The organism is Nocardioides alkalitolerans DSM 16699 (assembly GCF_000426525.1).
In the GTDB taxonomy this organism is placed as follows: domain Bacteria; phylum Actinomycetota; class Actinomycetes; order Propionibacteriales; family Nocardioidaceae; genus Nocardioides; species Nocardioides alkalitolerans.
In genome coordinates this window covers 1,153,936-1,173,894 of sequence record NZ_AUFN01000010.1, presented here as the reverse complement: position 1 = coordinate 1,173,894, position 19,959 = coordinate 1,153,936, and the positions used below count along the sequence as shown (strand labels likewise).

20 protein-coding genes are annotated in these 19,959 nt (G+C 72.0%); 18 read left to right on the top strand and 2 right to left on the bottom strand.

Features of this window, described 5'->3' with window-relative positions; genetic code table 11:
* Window positions 1-33 precede the first annotated feature (33 nt).
* Window positions 34-1,239, bottom strand: coding sequence for a thiolase family protein (locus tag K329_RS0106315; protein ID WP_245596447.1), 1,206 nt, complete (start codon window positions 1,237-1,239; stop codon window positions 34-36).
* A gap of 119 nt (window positions 1,240-1,358) precedes the next feature.
* Between K329_RS0106315 and K329_RS0106310 the strand changes: the two genes are divergently transcribed.
* Genes K329_RS0106310 through K329_RS0106290 form a run of 5 tightly spaced genes read left to right on the top strand, consistent with a single transcriptional unit; the run spans window position 1,359 to window position 3,930 of the window.
* Window positions 1,359-1,874 (top strand): pyridoxamine 5'-phosphate oxidase family protein, encoded by a 516-nt coding sequence (locus K329_RS0106310; protein ID WP_028472381.1) that lies wholly within the window; start codon window positions 1,359-1,361, stop codon window positions 1,872-1,874.
* Between the two features lie 10 nt (window positions 1,875-1,884).
* Window positions 1,885-2,283, top strand: a complete 399-nt coding sequence (locus K329_RS29390) for a DUF4286 family protein (RefSeq protein ID WP_052336424.1) — start codon at window positions 1,885-1,887, stop codon at window positions 2,281-2,283.
* A complete protein-coding gene (locus K329_RS0106300; protein ID WP_028472380.1) occupies window positions 2,280-3,053 on the top strand; it encodes an SDR family NAD(P)-dependent oxidoreductase in 774 nt (257 codons plus the stop codon). The genes K329_RS29390 and K329_RS0106300 overlap by 4 nt, the downstream gene beginning before the upstream one ends.
* On the top strand, window positions 3,050-3,505 hold the full coding sequence (locus tag K329_RS0106295; RefSeq protein WP_028472379.1) for a nuclear transport factor 2 family protein: 456 nt from the start codon (window positions 3,050-3,052) through the stop codon (window positions 3,503-3,505). Before K329_RS0106300 ends, K329_RS0106295 begins: the two co-directional genes overlap by 4 nt.
* Window positions 3,502-3,930: a nuclear transport factor 2 family protein gene (locus tag K329_RS0106290; RefSeq protein ID WP_084541014.1), complete on the top strand. Its 429-nt coding sequence runs from the start codon at window positions 3,502-3,504 to the stop codon at window positions 3,928-3,930. Before K329_RS0106295 ends, K329_RS0106290 begins: the two co-directional genes overlap by 4 nt.
* Window positions 3,931-4,095: 165 nt before the next feature.
* Here the strand turns inward: K329_RS0106290 and K329_RS0106285 are convergent, their stop codons facing one another.
* Window positions 4,096-4,671, bottom strand: coding sequence for a nuclear transport factor 2 family protein (locus tag K329_RS0106285; RefSeq protein ID WP_028472377.1), 576 nt, complete (start codon window positions 4,669-4,671; stop codon window positions 4,096-4,098).
* A 120-nt stretch (window positions 4,672-4,791) separates the two neighbouring features.
* On the opposite strand from K329_RS0106285, the gene K329_RS0106280 reads away from it, so the two are divergent.
* From K329_RS0106280 to K329_RS25030, 13 genes are all read left to right on the top strand, one after another.
* On the top strand, window positions 4,792-5,589 hold the full coding sequence (locus K329_RS0106280; RefSeq protein WP_052336423.1) for an SDR family NAD(P)-dependent oxidoreductase: 798 nt from the start codon (window positions 4,792-4,794) through the stop codon (window positions 5,587-5,589).
* Between the two features lie 78 nt (window positions 5,590-5,667).
* Window positions 5,668-6,723 carry an LLM class flavin-dependent oxidoreductase gene (locus K329_RS0106275; RefSeq protein WP_028472375.1) on the top strand — a complete coding sequence of 352 codons (1,056 nt, stop codon included), beginning with the start codon at window positions 5,668-5,670 and terminating at the stop codon, window positions 6,721-6,723.
* Window positions 6,724-6,725: 2 nt separating this feature from the next.
* Window positions 6,726-8,369 (top strand): AMP-binding protein, encoded by a 1,644-nt coding sequence (locus K329_RS0106270; protein ID WP_211225731.1) that lies wholly within the window; start codon window positions 6,726-6,728, stop codon window positions 8,367-8,369.
* Between the two features lie 17 nt (window positions 8,370-8,386).
* Window positions 8,387-9,553 (top strand): acyl-CoA dehydrogenase family protein, encoded by a 1,167-nt coding sequence (locus tag K329_RS0106265; RefSeq protein WP_028472373.1) that lies wholly within the window; start codon window positions 8,387-8,389, stop codon window positions 9,551-9,553.
* Window positions 9,554-9,567: 14 nt separating this feature from the next.
* A complete protein-coding gene (locus K329_RS25035) occupies window positions 9,568-10,488 on the top strand; it encodes an HpcH/HpaI aldolase/citrate lyase family protein (protein ID WP_052336422.1) in 921 nt (306 codons plus the stop codon).
* Window positions 10,485-10,964 (top strand): MaoC family dehydratase, encoded by a 480-nt coding sequence (locus tag K329_RS0106255; RefSeq protein ID WP_211225730.1) that lies wholly within the window; start codon window positions 10,485-10,487, stop codon window positions 10,962-10,964. Before K329_RS25035 ends, K329_RS0106255 begins: the two co-directional genes overlap by 4 nt.
* On the top strand, window positions 10,964-12,442 hold the full coding sequence (locus K329_RS0106250; RefSeq protein WP_028472371.1) for an aldehyde dehydrogenase family protein: 1,479 nt from the start codon (window positions 10,964-10,966) through the stop codon (window positions 12,440-12,442). Before K329_RS0106255 ends, K329_RS0106250 begins: the two co-directional genes overlap by 1 nt.
* 1 nt (window position 12,443) lies before the next feature.
* Entirely contained in the window at window positions 12,444-13,652 is a 1,209-nt protein-coding gene (locus K329_RS0106245; protein WP_028472370.1) for a CaiB/BaiF CoA transferase family protein, read from the top strand.
* An 86-nt stretch (window positions 13,653-13,738) separates the two neighbouring features.
* A complete protein-coding gene (locus K329_RS0106240) occupies window positions 13,739-14,560 on the top strand; it encodes a mycofactocin-coupled SDR family oxidoreductase (RefSeq protein ID WP_028472369.1) in 822 nt (273 codons plus the stop codon).
* A 65-nt stretch (window positions 14,561-14,625) separates the two neighbouring features.
* Window positions 14,626-16,074: an aldehyde dehydrogenase gene (locus K329_RS0106235; protein ID WP_028472368.1), complete on the top strand. Its 1,449-nt coding sequence runs from the start codon at window positions 14,626-14,628 to the stop codon at window positions 16,072-16,074.
* Between the two features lie 183 nt (window positions 16,075-16,257).
* Window positions 16,258-17,154, top strand: coding sequence for an SDR family NAD(P)-dependent oxidoreductase (locus K329_RS0106230; RefSeq protein WP_028472367.1), 897 nt, complete (start codon window positions 16,258-16,260; stop codon window positions 17,152-17,154).
* A 41-nt stretch (window positions 17,155-17,195) separates the two neighbouring features.
* Window positions 17,196-18,983, top strand: coding sequence for an AMP-dependent synthetase/ligase (locus tag K329_RS0106225; protein ID WP_028472366.1), 1,788 nt, complete (start codon window positions 17,196-17,198; stop codon window positions 18,981-18,983).
* Window positions 18,980-19,882 carry an enoyl-CoA hydratase-related protein gene (locus tag K329_RS25030; RefSeq protein WP_052336421.1) on the top strand — a complete coding sequence of 301 codons (903 nt, stop codon included), beginning with the start codon at window positions 18,980-18,982 and terminating at the stop codon, window positions 19,880-19,882. The genes K329_RS0106225 and K329_RS25030 overlap by 4 nt, the downstream gene beginning before the upstream one ends.
* Window positions 19,883-19,959: the final 77 nt, after the last annotated feature.

Sequence of the window (19,959 nt, the reverse complement as noted above, 5' to 3'; positions counted from 1 at the left end):
CAGAGGGGTCGAGCGGGGAGACCGGGCTCCGCGTCAGCGGAGGATCTCGATGATGGTGGCGTTGGCCATGCCGCCGGCCTCGCACATCGACTGCAGGCCGTAGCGGCCGCCGGTCTGCTCGAGGTGGTTGATCATGGTCGCGAGCAGGCGTACGCCGGAGGCTCCCAGCGGGTGGCCGAGCGCGATGGCCCCGCCGCGCGGGTTCAGCTTCTCGACGGCGATCGGGAACTCGGCCGCCCACGCGAGCGGGACGGAGGCGAAGGCCTCGTTGATCTCGACGGCGTCGATCTGGTCGATCGTCATGCCGGCCCGCGCGAGGACCTTCGTCGTCGCCGGGATCGGGCCGGTCAGCATGAGGGTGGGGTCGTCGCCGACGACGGCCGAGGCGACGATGCGGGCCCGCGGGCGCAGGCCGAGCTCGGCGGCCTTCGTCGCGCTCATGACGAGCACGGCGCCGGCGCCGTCGGTGATCTGCGAGGCGTTGCCGGCGGTGACCTTCCAGTCGACCTGCGGCAGGCGGTCACGGTTCTCGTCGGTGCCGAAGACGGCCCGCAGCTCGCCGAGCTTCTCCACCGTCGTGCCGGCGCGGATCGACTCGTCGACGCTGACCACGGTGCCCTCGGGGGTGGTGATCGGCACGATCTCGTCAGCGAACCCGCCCGAGGCGGCGGCCTCGGCGGCACGGGCGTGCGAGCGGGCGGCGTACTCGTCGAGCGCGAGGCGGGAGATGCCCCACTTGTCGGCGACGAGCTCCGCGGAGACGCCCTGGGGCACGAGGTCGGGGAAGCGGGCGCGGACGCCCGGGCCGTGGGCGTCGGCGCCCTGGCGGTTCGAGCCCATGGGCACGCGGCTCATCGACTCGATGCCGCCGGCGACCACGACGTCGTACACGCCCGCCATCACGCCCTGGACGGCGAACTCGACGGCCTGCTGGCCCGAGCCGCACTTGCGCTCGATCGAGACCGACGGCACGTGCACGGGGTAGCCGGCCGACAGCCAGGCCTGGCGGCCCGGGGTGCCCGACTGCTCGCTCACCTGGCCGACGCAGCCGACCATGAAGTCCTCGACGATGCCCGGGTCGATGCCGGTGCGCTCGACGAGGCCCTTCAGGGTGCCCGCGAGCAGGTCGACCGCGTGGATCGAGGAGAGGGCTCCGCCCGGCTTCCCCTTTCCCATCGGGGAACGGACGGCGTCGACGATGACGGCCTCGGGCATGGGCACCTCCAGATTGTTGATCATGATTAGCGTAGCCGTCGCCCGCCCCTTGCGAGAAGGGGTGGGCGACGTGTAATTATGCTCACCAATATCATGATTCGGATCACACTCGCGTGGATCCGGACGCAACGGGAGGGCACGGCATGAGCGAGCTCGGCACGAAGAACCTCGAGAAGCTGAAGGGCACCCACCTCGACCAGGAGGACCAGCAGGAGCTGCTGCAGGCCCAGACGGAGTGCAGCTTCATCTTCTCGGACGCCGAGGGCTGGCCGCGCGGCGTGATCATGAGCTTCATCCACCGCAAGGGCAGCATCTGGCTCACCGCCGTCGAGGGGCGGGCCCACGTCAAGGGCGCCGACCGCGACGAGCGGGTCAGCATCATCGTCTCGAGCAAGGGCAGCGGCCTCCCGGGTCGTCGCATGATCTCGCTCAAGGGCCGCGTGAAGGTGCACCGCGACCCCGAGGTGAAGGACTGGTTCCTCCACGAGTTCACCCACGCCCTGCAGCCGGCCGACCCCGACTCCTGGCGCGCCCTGCTCGACAGCCCGCAGCGGGTGGTCTTCGAGGTCGTGCCCGAGGGCAGGCCCACCAGCCACGACCAGCGGAAGATCCCCGGCAACGGACGCGGCATGGCCGCCGACGCCGACCCCGGTCGCTGAGGCGGCGGCGGTGCCCCGGCACCTCATGGTCGTGCTGAGCAACGCCCGCACGGACGCGGAGGACGAGTTCAACCGCTGGTACGACGAGCACATGGTCGACACCATCGAGAAGCTCGACGGCTTCGCGGCGGCCCAGCGCTTCGAGCTCGCACCCCTCCCGGGGGCCGACTCGTCGCCGTACCGCTACCTCGCCGTCTACGAGGTGGAGGACGACCGCCTCGAGCGCGCGCACCAGCAGTTCCTCTTCGGTCGCCAGGAGCGGGCCGACGCGGCCGCGGCCGGCCGGGAACCGCTGGTGAAGGTCTCCGACACGCTCGACCCGACGAGCTTCGTCGTCGGCTTCTACTCGGCGATCACCGCGCGCACGCCCGCCTCGCGGCTGGCCGGCGCGGACGAGGGCCAGGCATGACGCGACGTCTCGAGGGCCGGGTGGCGGCCGTCGTCGGGGGCGGTTCCGGCATGGGGCGCGCCACGTCCCTGCGCCTCGCCGAGGAGGGGGCCCACGTCTACGTGGCCGACCTGTCCGAGGCCCACGCCACCGAGGTCGCGGCCGCGATCACCGCCGCCGGCGGCAGCGCCGATGGGGTCGCGCTCGACGCGACCGACAACGACGCGCTGCGTGCCTTCTACGCCCGCATCGACGCCGCCCACGGCAAGCTGCACGTGCTGCACAACCAGGTGGGCATGCCCGGCGCCGGCGGCCTCGACGTCGCCGAGGCGGACTTCGACCGCGCGATCGAGGTGAACGTGAAGACGGCGTTCTACGTCGCCTCGCTCGGCTACGAGCTCGTCAAGAAGGCCGACAAGCGCGGCTCCATCACCATGACGGCCTCGACGGCGGCGCTCGTCGGGTCGCCGTTCAGCCCGCTCTACTCGATGACGAAGGGCGCGCTCACGGCGTACACCCGCGCGCTCGCGCTCGTCGGCGGACCCGACGGCGTGCGCGTCAACGTCATCTGCCCCGGCCCGGTCGACACCCCCATGCTCCCGACCTTCTTCGGTCGCGACCCCGGGGCCGACATGGCCGACCTGATGGAGAACTTCATCTCCCTCATCCCCATGCAGAGGCCCGCGAGCCCGGCGGAGATCGCCGGGGTCGTCGCGTTCCTCGCGAGTGACGACGCCGGTTTCGTGACCGGCGTGACCATCCCAGTCGACGGAGGACAGACCGCCAGATGAGCACCGCACTGACCGCTGAGAACGCCGAGCTCGGCGCCCGCGCCGCACGCACCTACTACGTCTACGCCCGGGCGGTGGACGAGGGCGACCTCGACACCCTGCGCGCGATGGTCACCGACGACGTGCAGATCACGCGCGGCGACCACCCGACCGAGGACGGCGTCGAGAAGTTCCTCGACGTCTACCGCGGCCACAACGCGCTGCAGATCCCCGTGTGCAAGCACGTCGTCACGAACGTGCTGGCCGAGCGCGTCGGCGACGACGTCGTGACGCACGCCTACTTCCAGGCGACCTTCTTCGAGGACGAGCGCACCCGCATCATCACGGGGGTGTACGACGACGTCCACCGCGAGGTCGACGGCGAGCTGAAGCTGGCCCACAAGAAGATCCGCGTGGAGCGCATCCAGGACGTCGCGGCGGCCACCGGCACCTACACGCACGTGGGTCGGTGACCACGGTGTCGGACCGCGCCGCCCACCGGGGCGAGATCGAGGACGTCCTCAACGCCTACGCCCACGCGTACGACGACCGCGACGCTGCCGCCGTGGGGGAGGCCTTCGCCGTGGACGGCACGATGTCGTTCCGCATCGCCGACGGCGACCTCATCGGCCCCTTCGAGGGACGTGAGGCCATCGTGGCGATGATGGCCGCCACGTTGGGCGGCCAGACCGACCAGCGCCGACACCTCGCGTCGACGTTCACGCTCGACCACGTCGACGGCGAGACCGCCCGGGCGCGCTCCTACCTGACCCTGGCGGCCGTGGCCGACGGGAAGCTCGAGGTGCTCACCACCGGCCGCTACCTCGACGAGCTCGTGCGCGTCGACGGCGCCTGGCTCCTCAGCAGCCGGCACCTCGCGCTCGACCTGCCGTTCTGAGGGGTCCGCCCCGCCACGACGTCTCGTGGTGCCCCGGTCCCGGGTAACGCGGTGTCCGAGCCACTGCACACGCGGTAGAACACGTGTGCAGCAGCCCGGACACCGCGTTGCACGGGGCGTACGGCGGGGGTGCCGGCCGCACGGGGCGTACGGCGGGGGCCGGCGTCAGTCGCGGTAGGTCGTCCAGGTCGGCAGGGTCTCGGGGTAGTCGGCCTCGGCGTACGGCGCGCCGGGCAGCCGTACCCGGTCGCTGCCGGCGAAGCTCGTCGGCATCTGCTCGACCGGCACGTTGTACATGAAGCTCAGCTCGCGGGCCGCGAACACCCAGCGGTCGTCGAGGCGCACGTAGGCGTCGGTGTAGCGGTAGGTGGCCATCAGCAGGCGGCCGTCGAGGGCCAGCTCGGCCTGGCCGGTGAGCAGCCCGGTCGCGGTGCCGGCCTCGGTGTCGACCTCGATGACGTGCGAGTTCGGGATGTGCAGCGTCGTGACGTAGCGATCCATCATCCCGGCGTAGAAGTCCCGCAGCACGTCGTGGCCGGCGTACGTCGTGCCCGCCCGCGTGAAGGTGCCGTCGGGGGCGAAGCAGCGCACGACGGTCGCGAGGTCGTGGTCGTCGACCGCGATCGAGTAGAGGGCGCCCAGGGCGCGCACGGCGTCCTTGTCGGCGAGCGTGCGCAGCGCGAGCGCGAGCTCGTCGGGGGAGCCGGCGAGCCGGGTGCTGGTGGCGCGGTCGAGGTCCACGGTTCTGCCTTTCAGGAGCATTTAGGCGCATCATTGTCAGGAACTGCTTCCCGATGTTAGCGTCATCACACCGCGCTGGCGAGCGTCGCGCGGGGCAGGCCACGAGCGGCAGGAGGCGTCATGGACACCGCGGTTGCGGAGGCGGTCGACCGGATCGGATCCGGCACGACGGGCACGGGTGTCGTCGTCACCGGTGGCGCCCGCGGGCTCGGCCGGGGCATCGCGCAGGTGCTCGCCGCCCAGGGCCTGAACGTCGTGGTCGTCGACCTCTCGTCGGTGGCCCAGGACGTCGCGACCGAGCTGGGCGAGGGCCACGCGGCCGTCGTCGGCGACGTGTGCGACGCCGACGTCGTCGAGCGGGCGTGCCGCCTGGCCGCCGAGCTCGGCGGGGGTCTGCGGGCCGCCGTCTTCAACGCCGGCGTCGCCGCCCCGGGCGAGACGATCGGCTACGACCTGGCCGACTGGGACAAGGTGCTCGGCGTCAACCTGCGCGGCGTCTTCGTCGGCGCCCAGGCCGCCCGGCCGCACCTGTCGGCCGGCGGCAGCATGGTGATGCTCAGCTCGATCACCGCCTCCCAGGGCTTCGCGGCGCGGGCGTCGTACTGCGCCTCGAAGGCCGGCGTCGACGGCCTCGTGCGCTCCCTGGCGATGGAGTGGGGCCCGGCCGGCATCCGCGTGAACGCGGTCGCGCCCGGCACCATCACCACCGAGATGCAGCAGGCCATGATCGCGAGCGGCCGCGCCTCCACCGACGCCTACCTCGAGCGCATCCCGCTCGGTCGCGTCGGCGATCCCGCCGACATCGGCGAGGCGGTCGCCTTCCTGATCTCGCCGCGCGCCGGCTACATCTCCGGCGTCGTGCTCCCGGTCGACGGCGGCTGGGCGGGCGGTGGCCTCCCGGCCACGGCGCCCACCTGACCGACGTACGCCCCGCCGCCCGACCACTCGGGACGGCCCCGCAACGCTCCGCTCCACGATCACCAGAAAGAGGCACTCATGGTCCAGGTAGGTCTGCTTCTCAGCGACGTCCCCAAGTCGGTGACGCCCGCCCAGCAGTTCAAGGACGTGCTCCGCATCGTCGAGGCCGCGCAGGAGAACGGGTTCACCTACATCGCGATCGGCCAGCACTTCCTGTACGGCGAGCTGCGCTGGCTGCAGCCCGTGCCCCTGCTGGCCCGGCTCGCGGCCGAGGTCGACCCGCACGTCAAGCTGGTCACCCAGATCATGATCGCCCCGCTCTACCACCCGGTGATGCTCGCCGAGGAGATCGCGACGCTCGACGTCGTCACCGAGGGCCGCCTCATCTTCGGCGCGGGCCTCGGCTACCGCCCGGAGGAGTTCGACTACCTCGGCATCCCCTACAAGCAGCGCGCCGGCCGCTTCGACGAGTCGCTGCAGCTGATGAAGCGGCTGTGGACCGAGGAGTCGGTGACCCACCACGGCAAGTACTTCGACCTGGAGGACGTGCACCCGCACCTCTTCCCGGTGCAGGACCCGCACCCGCCGATCTGGATCGGCGCCCACGCCATCCCCGGTGTCGAGCGCTGCGCGAAGTACGGCGACGCGTACGCCTGCCCGCCCGAGACGCCCATGCACGAGATCGCCGAGCGCCACGCGATCGTGCGCGACGGCTTCGCCGCCCGGGGCAAGGAGTTCACGCCGCAGCCGCTGCGCCGCAACTGCCTCGTGGCCGACACCCGCGAGGAGGCGATCGTCGAGTTCGCCCGCGTCGCCCAGGGCCGCTACCTGACCTACGCCAACAAGGGTCTCGACGTCATGAAGGACAAGGACCTCGAGAACGAGTTCGCGAAGGCCGTCTCCGGCCACGCGGTCATCGGCACGCCGGACGACGTCGTCGCCCAGCTCACCGACTACGTCAAGAAGCTGCCGGTCGACCCGCTGCTCCTGCGCCCCCAGTGGCCCACGATGGACGGCGACGAGACCATCGCCGCCATCAACCGGCTGGGCAAGGACGTCGTGCCCGCGATGCTCGAGCTCGAGGCGCGCACCACGATCGACGAGGCCGCCTTCGCCGTCCCCGGGCAGGCGTGAGCATGGCGATCCAGTACTACGAGGACCTCGTCCCGACGTTCTCCGACCCGGAGACCTGGACCCTCGACCACGTCCTGCGCCACCACGCCGCGGAGCGCCCCGACGCCGTCTGCCTCGACACCCCCGAGGAGGACGCCACCTGGACGTACGCCGAGGCGGTCGACGCCTGCGAGCACGTCGCGAGCGGCTTCCACGCCGCCGGTGCCCGGCAGGGCGACCGCGTCGTGCTCATGGCCGGCAACTCGTCGCGCTTCGTGCGCACCTGGTGGGGCACCGCCCTCGGCGCGCTCGTCGAGGTGCCGATCAACACGAACTACGAGGGCGAGTTCCTCCGCCACCAGCTCGAGGTCGCGCAGGCCCGGTTCGCGGTCGTCGACGACGTGCTCGCCGAGCGCTGGGTCGGCGTCGCCGAGCACGCACGCGGCATCGAGAAGTTCTGGGTCATCGACACCGGCGCGGGCATCCTCGACAAGGTCCTCGACCTGCTGCGCGACAACGGCTGGCAGGCCGCCCCGTGGGAGGAGCTCGAGGCCACCCCCAAGACGGTGCTGCCGAAGGCCCGCCCGCAGGACCTGGGCGCGATCTTCTACACGTCCGGCACCACCGGCCCCTCCAAGGGCGTCGCGATGCCGCACTCGCAGCTCTACTTCTTCGCGCAGATCGTCGTGAGCCTCACCCGGCTCACGCCCGCTGACACCTACCTCACCACCACGCCGCTGTTCCACGGCAACGCCACGTTCATGGCCGTCTACCCGGTCATCGTGGCGGGCGGTCGGGCCGTCGTGCGGTCGAAGTTCAGCGCGAGCCGCTGGATCGACCACGTGCGCGACTCCGGTGTCACGGTGACCAACCTCGTCGGCGTGATGATGGACTTCGCCTGGAAGCAGGCGCCGCGCGAGAACGACACCGACAACGTTCTCCGGGCCGTCTACGCGGCCCCCACCGCCAGCACGATCGCCGACGCCTTCAAGGAGCGCTACGGCATCGAGGCCCTCGTCGACGCGTTCGGCCTCACGGAGACCTGCGCGCCGATCATGTCGCCGTACGGCGTCGAGCGCCCCGCGGGCGCGGCCGGGCTGCAGAACAAGGAGTGGTTCGACATCCGTCTCGTCGACCCCGAGACCGACCGCGAGGTCGCGGTCGGCGAGGTCGGGGAGCTCGTCGTGCGCCCCGTGCAGCCGTGGACCTGCAGCAACGGCTACTACAACATGCCGGAGAAGACGCTCGAGGCGTGGCGCAACCTGTGGTTCCACACCGGTGACGCGCTCAAGCGCGACGAGAACGGCTGGTACTACTTCATCGACCGCTACAAGGACGCCCTGCGCCGCCGGGGCGAGAACATCAGCTCCTACGAGGTCGAGCAGGCGGTGCTGGGCCACCCGGCCGTCGTCGAGTGCGCCGTGATCGGCGTGCCCGCCGACCAGGAGGCCGGCGAGGACGAGGTGCTGGCCGTGGTCGTCGCCTCCGAGCCCGTCGAGGCCGCCGAGATCCTCGCGTGGTGCAAGGGCAAGATCCCCGGGTTCGCGATCCCGCGCTACGTGCGCGTCGTCGACGCCCTCCCGAAGACCCCGTCGGAGAAGGTGCGCAAGGCAGCCCTGCGCCAGGACGGCATCACTCCGGACACCTACGACAGCACCGCCGGCTGAGCGGCGAGGAGACCCACATGGACTACACCACCGATCCCGTCCACGAGGACATCCGCAAGGCGGTCCGCTCGATCTGCGAGAAGTTCCCCGACGAGTACTGGGCGGAGCGGGACGAGAAGCACGAGTTCCCGTGGGACTTCTACAACGCCGTCGCCGAGGGTGGCTGGCTCGGCCTGACGATCCCCGAGGAGTACGGCGGGGGTGGGCTCGGCGTCACCGAGGCCGCCATCGTGGAGCGCGAGATCGCGGCCTCCGGCGCCGGCATGGGCGGCTGCTCGTCGGTGCACATCGGCATCTTCGGCTTCGAGTCGATCGTCCACCACGCCAGCGAGGACCTGAAGAAGCGCTTCCTGCCGCGCGTGCCGCAGGGCGACCTGCAGATCTCGTTCGCCGTGACCGAGCCCGACTCGGGCACCGACACCACCAACCTCCGCACCTTCGCGCGGAAGGTGGACGGCGGCTGGCTCGTGTCGGGCAAGAAGGTGTGGATCTCCAACGCGAACCAGGCCGAGCGCATGATCCTGCTCGCCCGGACGACGCCGAAGGAGGACTGCGTCAAGAAGACCGACGGCCTCACGGTGTTCTTCGCCGAGATGGACCGCTCCAAGGTCACGATCCGCCGCATCCCCAAGATGGGCCGCAACTCCGTCGACAGCAACGAGCTCTTCATCGACGACCTCTTCGTCGCCGACGAGGACGTCGTGGGCGAGGTCGGCAAGGGCTTCAAGGTGATCCTCACCGGCCTCAACGCCGAGCGGGTCATCGCCGCCAACGCCATGCTGGGCATCGGCGAGGCCGCGCTGCGCCGCGGCGCGCGCTACGCCAAGGAGCGCGTCGTCTTCGGCCGCCCGATCGGCCAGAACCAGGGCCTGTCGTTCCAGCTGGCCGAGGCGAAGATCCGCATCGAGGCCGCCGACGCCGTGCTGCAGAAGGCCGCGTGGATGGTGGACCAGCAGCTGCCGTGCGGTGCCGAGGCCAACTACGCCAAGTGGCTGTGCGCCGAGGCCGGCTACTACTCGGCCGACGTCGCCCTGCAGGTGCACGGGGGCATGGGCTACAGCAAGGAGTACCACGTCGAGCGCTACTTCCGGGAGGCACGCCTCATGCGGATCGCGCCGATCAGCCAGGAGATGGTGCTCAACTACGTGGCCGAGCACGTCCTCGGCCTCCCGCGCAGCTACTGAGAGGCACGCGAGCGATGAAGCCCTACCGTTCCATCCTGTTCGTCCCGGGCCACCGGCCGGCCTGGGCGGACAAGGCCGTCGCGTCGGGCGCCGACTGCGTCGTGCTCGACCTCGAGGACTCGGTGCCCGCCGACGAGAAGGTCGCCGCCCGCGCCGTGGTCTCGGAGTCGATCACCCGCATCCGGGCGACGAACCCGGACGTCGGGCTGCTCGTGCGGGTCAACCCGCTCGCGACCCGGCTGACGGGCGCCGACCTCGAGGCGGTCGTCGTACCCGGTCTCGACGGCGTCTTCGCGCCGAAGATCGAGAAGGCCACCGACGTGCTGCAGTACGACGCGCTGCTCGACCACTTCGAGTCGCGCAACGGCGTCACGGGTCTGGAGTACATCGTGCCGGTCGAGACCGTGCAGGCGATCCAGAACTGCCGCGAGGTGGCCCTCGCCTCGCCCCGCGTCGGCGCGATGATCGGCCCGAGCGCGGAGCACGCCGACATCGCCCGCGCGGTCGGCTACGAGTGGACGCCGGAGGGTCTCGAGACCCTCTACCTGCGCAGCCGCGTGCTGCTTGCCTGCCGCGAGGCCGGCATCCACGCCATCACCGGGCTGTGGGAGGACCTCGAGAACCTCGAGGGCCTCGCCCAGTTCGCGCTGCGCGGCCGGCAGCTGGGCTTCCGCGGCATGATCGCGATCCACCCCAAGCACGTGGAGATCGTCAACGAGACGTTCACGCCGTCCGCCGACGACATCGCCTTCTACGAGGGCATGGTCGCGGCGTACGAGGCGGCGGCCGCCGAGGGCAAGGGCGCGCTGCGCTACCGGGGCCTCCACATCGACAAGGCCCACTACGACAAGGCAGTGGAGTGGCTCGACCGGGCCGCCCGCTTCACCGGAGCACGCTCCGACCAGGCACACGAGGCAACAGGAGATCGGGCATGACGATGCGGGGACTGTGGTTCGAGGAGTTCGAGGTGGGCGCGCACTACAAGCACGCGCTGCGCCGCACGATCACCGAGATGGACAACGTCATGTTCACGTCCCTGACGATGAACCTCGCGCCGATCCACCTCGACGAGGAGTACTGCAAGGGCACGATCCACGGCCAGCGGGTGCTCAACTCGCTGTTCACGGTCGCGCTCATCGGTGCCTTCCACGTGCCCGAGCTGACGATGGGCACGACCCTGGGGAACCTGGGCTACGACAAGATCAAGTTCCCCCACCCCGTCTTCCACGGGGACACCCTGCGCGCCGAGACGACCATCGTCGACAAGCGCGAGTCCAAGACCCGTGACGACTCCGGGATCGTCTGGTTCGAGCACCTCGGGCTCAACCAGCGCGACGAGGTCGTCGTGGAGATGACCCGGGTGGGCCTCATGGCCCGACGCCCGGCCGACAGCAACGAGGGAGCAGCCTGATGACCGCCACCACCGAGTCGACGTACTCGCAGGACTGGGTGCCCGACACCCGCACGCTCCTCATCGGCGACCGCATGGTCGAGCCGGAGGGGGAGCGCTGGGACGTCTACAACCCGGCCACCGAGCAGGTCATCGCCACCGTCGGCGGGGCCACCCCGGCCCAGGTCGACGACGCCGTCGCCGCGGCCCGCAAGGCCTTCCCGGCCTGGGCGGCGCTGTCGGGCGAGGAGCGCTCGCGCCACCTCCACCGCTTCGCCGACGTGCTGGAGGCGGCGGCCGACCGGCTGCTGCCCTCGATCGTCAACGAGGTCGGCACGCCCGTCTCGCTGGCCGAGTACCTCCAGGTCAAGATGGCCGTCGACGAGCACCTGCGCTGGGCCGCGGAGGCCGCGAAGGTCGACCGCACCGTGCACCTCGGGGGCTACGACAAGCCGCACCCGACGGAGAGCGACGTCGTGCACCAGCCGGTGGGCGTGGTCGCCGCGATCACCGGCTACAACTACCCGCTGAACCTCGCGATCTTCAAGTTCGGCGCGGCCCTGGCGGCCGGCTGCACGGTCGTGCTCTTCCCGTCGCCGCGCACCCCGCTCACCACGCTGCTGCTCGGCGAGCTCATCCAGGAGGCCGGCCTGCCGGCGGGCGTCATGAACGTCATCGTCGGCGGCACCGAGGTCGGCGTGCGGCTGTCGTCGCACCGCGACGTCGACCGCGTCTCCTTCACCGGCTCCGACGGCGTCGGCGCGAAGATCATGGCCCAGGCGGCCGACAACCTCGCGGGCGTGACGCTGGAGCTCGGCGGCAAGTCGCCCAGCATCGTGACGGCCGACGTCGACGTGAAGAAGATCGCCGTCGAGATGCACCTGCGCTGGGCGCGCAACGGCGGCCAGGGCTGCGCGGCGCTCGCCCGCCTGCTGGTGCACCAGGACCAGTACGACGAGTTCCTCGAGGCCGGTGCCTCCGCCTTCGACCAGATGGTCGTCGGGGACCCGTGGGACCGCGCGACCAACGTCGGCCCGATGATCCGTGCCGACCACCAGGCCCGCGTCCAGGGCTTCATCGACGGCTCCGTCGCCGAGGGCGGCACCAAGCTGCTCGAGGTGACGACGCCGCTGCCCGAGAAGGGCTGGTTCGTGAACCCGGTGCTGCTGGGCGACCTGCCGCACTCGGCCCGCGCCGTCCAGGAGGAGATCTTCGGTCCCGTCGCGGTGATCGTGCCGTTCAAGGACACCGAGGAGGCCATCCGCCTCGCCAACGACACGGCGTACGGGCTGGCCGCCAACGTCTGGTGCGACGACCTCGTCGAGGCCCGCCGCATCGCCGAGCAGGTCCGCGCCGGCACGGTGTGGATCAACGGCGGCGGCGCCATGCGCCCCGACGCCCCCTTCGGTGGCTACGGCCGCTCCGGCATCGGGCGCGAGCTCGGTGAGTGGGGCATGAAGGAGTACCTCGAGGTCAAGCACATCCAGTGGAGGCTCTGAGATGACGCGCACCGAGGGACCGCTCGCGGGCGTGCGGGTGCTGGAGCTCGGCTCCATGTACGCCGCCCCCACCTGCGGGCGCATGCTCCGCGACTTCGGGGCCGAGGTCGTCAAGGTCGAGGACCCGACGTCGGGCGACTACGCCCGCCAGTGGACGCCGATGAAGAACGGCCAGTCGATGGGCTTCGCGCGCATCAACTCCGGGAAGCGCTCGGTCGCGCTCGACCTGCGCTCGACGGAGGGCCGCGACGTCGTGCGGCAGCTGGCCGGCAAGTTCGACGTCGTCATCGAGTCGTTCCGCCCGGGGCGGATGGCCGAGTGGGGCATCGGGTACGACGCGCTCGCCGCCGAGAACCCGGGCCTCGTGCTCACCAGCGTCAGCGGCTTCGGCCAGACGGGGCCGAGCTCGAAGAAGCCGGGCTTCGGCACGGTCGCGGAGACGGGCAGCGGGTTCGCCTACATCAACGGCTGGCCCGAGATGCCGCCGACGTCGCCGCCCTTCGGCTTCGCCGACTCGATCGCCGGGATCTCCGCGGCGATGGGCACGGCCATGGCGCTCTACCGCAAGGCCCGCACGGGTCAGGGCGACCACGTCGACATCGCGCTCTACGAGCCGCTGATGTTCATCATCGGCGACATGATCATCAACTACACCGGCACGGGCTTCGTGCAGGGCCGGGTCGGCAACGGCACCGGCTCCGCGTCGCCGCGCGGCGTCTACCAGGCGGCCGACGGCAAGTGGCTCTCGATCGCGGCCTCCAACCAGGGCATCGCCAAGCGGCTCTTCGCCGCGATGGGCCGCGCCGAGATGATCGACGACCCGCGCTACGCCACCAACGAGGTGCGCATGCAGCACAACGACGAGCTGCAGGAGATCGTGAAGGCCTGGGTGGGGGAGAGGCCGCGCGCCGAGATCCTCGCCGACCTCGACAAGTTCGAGGTGGTCTGCTCGCAGGTCAACGACGCGAGCGACATCGTCGAGGACCCGCACTTCCTCGACCGCACGCTCGTCGAGCTCACCGGCAGCACGGCGCTGGGTCGGGTGCTCACCCCGGGCCCGGTGCTCCACCTGGGCTCCTACGACGGCCCGACGTACGACGGGGTGCCCGCCATCGGCGAGCACACCACCGAGGTGCTGACCGACGTGCTCGGTCTCGACGCCGCAGGGGTCGCCCGCCTGGTCGACTCCGGCGTGGCCCGCCAGGGCTGACGCCGTCGCGCGGGCCGGTCCTCCGGGCCGGTCCGCGCCCGCACCACCTCCGCAGCACCCGCACCACCAACTCGGGAGGTTCCTCCATGGACCAGTTCACCGGCAAGGTCGCCCTCATCACCGGGGCGGCCCGCGGCCAGGGCCGCAACCACGCCGTCCGCCTGGCCCGCGAGGGCGCCGACGTGATCCTCGTCGACATCTGCGCCCAGATCGAGAGCGTGCCCTACCCGCTCGCGAGCCGGGCCGACCTCGACGAGACCGTCCGGCTCGTGGAGAAGGAGGGCCGACGCGCGTACGCCGAGGTCCTCGACGTGCGCGACCTGCCCGCCCTCGAGGCCGCCGTGGCGGCCGGGGTGGCCGAGCTGGGCCCCGTCGGCATCGTCGTGGCCAACGCCGGCATCGCCCCGCTCGACTCGACCGAGCCCGACCCCGTGCAGCGCTGGCACGACGTCATCTCCGTGAACCTCACCGGGGTGTGGAACACCTGCCGTGCAGCGCTGCCCTCGATGGTGGCGGCCGGCGAGGGTGGCGCGATCGTGCTGGTCAGCTCGACGGCCGGTCTGCGCGGCAACCTGGGCGGGTCCGCCGCCGGCGACGCCTACGTCGCGTCCAAGCACGCGCTCGTCGGCCTCGCCCGCAACCTCGCCAACCACCACGCGCCGGACTCGATCCGGGTCAACACGGTCCACCCGACCGGCGTCGCGACGCCGATGGTGGAGAACGAGTCGCTGGCCCGCAAGCACGCGGCGCAGACCGAGGCCTCCGCGGCGAGCTCGAACCTGCTGCCCGTGGCGATCCTGCAGTCCGACGACATCAGCGACGCCGTCCTGTGGCTCTGCTCGCCCTCCGCCCGCTACCTCACCGGCGTGTCGCTGCCCGTCGACGCGGGCTACAGCGTCAGGGCCTGACCGCCCCCGTCCCAACCCGAACGGTCCCAACGGAATCCACGACACAAGGAAGTGACACGGACACCATGAGCGACTCCACGAAGGTCTGGCACGACAAGCTGTTCATCGGCGGCGCCTGGGTCGAGCCCAGCTCGGACGCCCGCATCGACATCGTCTCCCCGAGCACGGAGGAGCACCTCGGCAGCGTGCCCGAGGCCCAGCCGGCCGACATCGACAAGGCGGTGGCCGCCGCGCGCAAGGCCTTCGACGAGGGCCCGTGGCCGCGGATGTCGGCCGCCGAGCGCGCGGAGTACCTCGTGCGCGTCGGGGCCGAGGTCCAGGCCCGGTACGACGAGATGGCCGCCTCGTTCTCCGCGGAGATCGGTGCCCCGCTCGCGGTCAGCCGGGCGTTCCACGACAACGCGAAGAAGATGTGGGACGACGCCTCCACCCTGCACGAGCGGGTCTCCTTCGAGGAGGAGCGCACGTGGGAGGACGGTGGCCACGGTGTCGTCGTGCGCGAGCCCGTCGGCGTGGTCGCCACGATCATCCCGTGGAACGGCCCCGTCGCCACGGCGTCGCTCAAGATCGCGCCGGCGCTGGCCGCCGGCTGCACCGTGGTGCTGAAGCCGGCGCCCGAGGGCCCGATGAGCACGCTCATGCTGGCCGAGGCGCTGGAGGCGGCCGGGCTGCCCGAGGGCGTCATCTCGGTGCTGCCCGCGGGTCGCGAGACCGGCGAGCACCTCGTCAAGCACGCGGGAGTCGACAAGGTCACCTTCACCGGCAGCACGGCGGCAGGCAAGAAGATCATGAGCATCTGCGGCGAGCGCATCGCCCGCGTCACGCTCGAGCTCGGCGGCAAGTCGGCCGGCATCATCGCCGACGACATCCCGATCGCCGACGTGCTGCCGAGCCTCGGCTTCGCCGGCATCATCAGCTCCGGCCAGGTCTGCGCCGCGCTGACGCGCATCGTCGTGCCCCGCGCCCGCCAGCAGGAGTTGCTCGACGCGATGGTGCCGATGTTCGAGGGCATCAAGGTCGGCGACCCCGCCGAGGACGACACCGTGCTCGGGCCGCTCGCCGCCGAGCGCCAGCGCGACCGCGTGGAGGAGTACATCCGCGTCGGCAAGGAGGAGGGCGCCCGTCTCGTCACCGGCGGCGGACGTCCCGAGGGCCTCGACAAGGGCTGGTACGTCCAGCCGACGATCTTCGCCGACGTCGACAACAAGATGCGGATCGCGCAGGAGGAGATCTTCGGCCCGGTCGTCGTCGTCATCCCGTTCGACACGATCGACGAGGCCGTCGACATCGCCAACGACTCGCCGTACGGGCTCTCGGGCGCCGTCTACGCCAGCGACGAGGAGCTCGCGAGGTCGATCGCCCGGCGCGTCCGCACGGGCCAGATCTCGGTGAACTCGTGGGGCATGTGCGTCACGCAGCCGTTCGGCGGCTTCAAGCAGTCCGGCCTCGGTCGTGAGGGCAACGTCGAGGGGATCGCGCCGTACCTCGAGACCAAGCTCATCCAGTACGCGTGAGTCGACCGGCGACGCCGGCGGCGTCGCCCTGACGGTCCCTCTCGGTGGGTCCGGCGCACCCCGGTGCGGCGGGCCCACCGTCGTCGTTCCGGGCCCGTGCCGACATGTGACGGGCGCCACGATGATCGTTGCTAATCAAACATACGGTTGGTAGTGTTCGGGGACCCGACCTCAGGAGGCCCGATGGGCATGCTCGACGACCGCACCGCCGTGGTGACCGGCGCCGGCCGCGGACTCGGCCGCGAGCACGCGCTGCTGCTCGCCCGCGAGGGCGCCCGCGTCGTGGTGAACGACCTCGGCGCAGGCCTGCACGGCGAGGCCGGTGACGACTCGCCCGCCCACGCCGTCGTGGAGGAGATCCGGGCCGCCGGCGGCGAGGCGGTCGCCGACGGCTCCGACGTCGCGACCCGGGCGGGCGCCGCCGCGCTCGTCGCCCGCGCGGTCGAGACCTGGGGCCGGCTCGACGTCGTGGTCAACAACGCGGGCATCCTGCGCGACGCCCCGCTCTCGCGCCTCGGCGACGACGACTGGGACGCCGTGCTCGGCGTCCACCTGCGCGGCCACTTCCTCGTCACCAGCGCGGCCGTCGCCCACTGGCGGCCCCGGGCCAAGGCGGGGGAGGACGTGCGGGGCTCGATCGTCAACACCGTCTCCGCGTCCGGCACCACCCACGTGCTGCCCGGGCAGGCGGCGTACGCCGCGGCCAAGGCCGGCATCGCCGCCCTCACGCTCGTGGCCGCCGCCGAGCTGGCACGCATCGGCGTGCGGGTGAACGCGATCTCGCCCGGCGCGCGCACCCGGATGACCGAGTCGACCCCCGGCGAGATCGGCGCCCTCATGGCGCGGCCGGTCGCCCCCGGCGAGCTCGACGTCTTCGACCCCGCGAACGCGGCGCCGCTGGTCGCCCACCTCGCGGCCGCCGGATCCACCGTGACCGGCCGCGTGTTCGCCGTCCAGGGTGGCTCGGTCGACGAGCTGCTGCCCTGGTCGGTGCGTCCCGACTGGGGCCTGCGCAGCGACGAGAGCTGGACGCCCGGGGCCGTCGCCGCAGGCTTCGCGCAGCAGGACCCGCGGCCCTGAGCCGCCCCGCCCCTCCCCGCCCACCGAACTGGAGACGACCGATGACGACCCTGACCTCTCTCGAGGAGCCCTTCGAGGCGCTCGATCGCCCGGTCACGCTGGTGGAGGCGTTCGACCGGGTCGTGGCCCGCCGTGGCGACCGCACGGCTGTGCGCAGCCACGACGGCCGCATCTCGTGGACCTGGAGCGAGCTGCAGGAGAGGGTCGAGGCGGCGACGGCCGGGTTCTGGGCCGCCGGCGTGCGCCGGGGCGACAAGGTCGCGCTCCTGATGCGCAACCGACCCGAGTTCTACGTCGTCGACCTCGCCCTCGTGCACCTCGGGGCCGTGCCCTTCTCGCTCTACGCCTCGTCGTCGCCCGAGCAGCACGCCTACGCGCTGGGCGACTCCGGCGCGGTCGGCATCGTGGTCGACCCGGCGCTCCAGGCCGGGCTCACGGGCATCGACCTGCCGGCGCTGCGGGTGCAGCTCGACGGCGACCCGGCCCCCGGCTGGCGCGCGCTCGCCGACGTGGTCGCCGACGGCGAGCGCGCCGACGTGCCCCCGCTCGAGGCGCCCGGCCCGGACGACGTCGTCACGATGATCTACACCAGCGGCACGACGGGCACCCCGAAGGGCGTGCTGCTGTCGCACCAGAACTTGCTGACCTGCGCCGAGGCGACGCTGCTGACCCAGAGCATCCCGGCGGGCACGGTGACGGTGTCGTGGCTGCCGTCGGCCCACGTCGGGGACCGGCTCGGGGGCTACGCCATCCCGCTCTACCAGGGCTTCGAGGTCGTCACGCTCGACGACCCGCGCCAGGTCGTCTCCGCGATCGTCGACCTCCACCCCGGCTACTTCTACGGCCCGCCGCGCATCTTCGAGAAGCTGCGCGCCGGCTTCGACACGTGGGTGCTCGGGCTCGACGAGGCCGACGGCGACGCCGTCCGCGCCGCCCTGGCCCGTGGCTACGCCCGGGTCGAGGTGGAGCAGGCCGGCGGCGTGCCCGACGCCGAGCTGGTCGCCGCCACCGACGCCGACCGCCGCGACGTCTTCGGGCCCTGGCTCGCGAGCGTCGGCCTCGACCGGCTGCGGGTGTGCATCGTCGCCACGGCGCCGAACCCGGGCCCGCTCATGGGGTTCTTCCACGCGCTGGGGGTGCCCATGGGCGAGGCGTACGGCGCGACCGAGACGAGCGGCGGCGGCACGGCGGCCCGGCCGGAGCGGATCCGCATCGGCACGGTCGGCGAGGTGAGCCTGCACATGGAGCTGCGCCTGCTCGACGACGGCGAGGTGCTGCTGCGCGGGCCCCAGATCATGCTGGGCTACCACGGTCGGCCCGACGCGACGGCGGCCTCGATCGACGCCGACGGCTGGTACCACACGGGCGACCTCGGCAGCCTCGACGCCGACGGCTACCTCAGCATCGTGGGCCGCAAGAAGGAGATCATCATCAGCTCCTCGGGCAAGAACATCTCGCCCGTGACGGTCGAGTCGGCCATCCTCACCTCCAGCCCGTTCATCGGGCAGATGTGCTGCATGGGCGACGGGCGGCCCTACAACGTCGCGCTCATCGTGCTCGACGTCGAGTACGTCCGCGGCTGGGCGAAGGGCCACGGCCTCGCCGACGCGACCCTCGAGCAGCTGAGCACCGACCCGCGGGTGGTCGCGGAGGTCGAGGCGGGGGTCGCGGCCGGCAACGCGCGCCTCAACCGCCCCGAGCAGATCAAGCGCTTCAGGATCGTCCCGGGGGAGTGGCTGCCCGGGGCCGAGCTGACCCCCACGTCCAAGATGCGTCGGGCCGTCATCGCCCGCACCTACGCCGAGCTCGTCGAGGAGATGTACGCATGACCGGTCTGCAGGGGCCGCCCGACGTACCCGCCGAGGTGGCCGCGGCCGCCGCCGACGTCGTGCTCCTCGAGGTCGACGACGGGGTCGCCCTGGTCACGCTCAACCGCCCGGACCGGCTCAACGCCGTCGACGGCCACCTCATGGCGCGGCTGCTGGAGCGGCTCGACGAGGCGGCCGACCGCGAGGACGTGCGCGTTATCGTGCTCACCGGGGCGGGGCGCGGGTTCTGCGCCGGCGCCGACTTCTCGGTGCTGGGCGACCTCGGCACCGGCGAGCAGCAGGTCGAGATGCCCGGCATGGCCTACCTGGCCGCCCGCTCGATCCCGAAGCCCGTCATCGCGGCGATCAACGGACCCTGTGCGGGCCTCGGCCTCATCCTCGCCCTCACCTGCGACCTCCGGTTCTCCACGCCCACGGCACGGTTCGGCACGGGGTTCGCCCGGATCGGGCTGGTGGCCGAGCAGGGCCTCGCGTGGCTGCTGCCCCGGGTGGTCGGACCGGGGAAGGCGATGGACCTGCTGCTCACGGCACGCCTCTTCGACGGCGCGGAGGCCGAGCGGCTCGGCGTCGTCGACCGTCTCCACCCGGCCGAGGACCTCCTGGCGGAGACGATGACCTACGCGCGCGCCATGGCCGCCGCGGCCTCACCCGTCTCGATGGGCGTCATCAAGTGGCAGGTGCAGCGCGCCCAGGAGTCGACGCTCGAGCAGGCGATGGACGACGCCGATCCCCTGACCCGTCGGTCGCTCGTGGGGCGCGACTTCGTCGAGGTCGGAGCCCGCCTGCGGGCGGGGGAGACCCCGTCGTACGCACCGCTCGTGACCGGGGTGCGCCTGGGCGACGAGCCCCCCGTCGACCTCATCCCGTCCGCCCACGCCGAGGTGCCCACGGCGCGCTGACCCGCCCTCCCGTCGTGACCCCCGAGCCGCCGGCTCCGGGGTCACGACGCGTTGGGGGAGTGGGGCGGGGGCCGTCG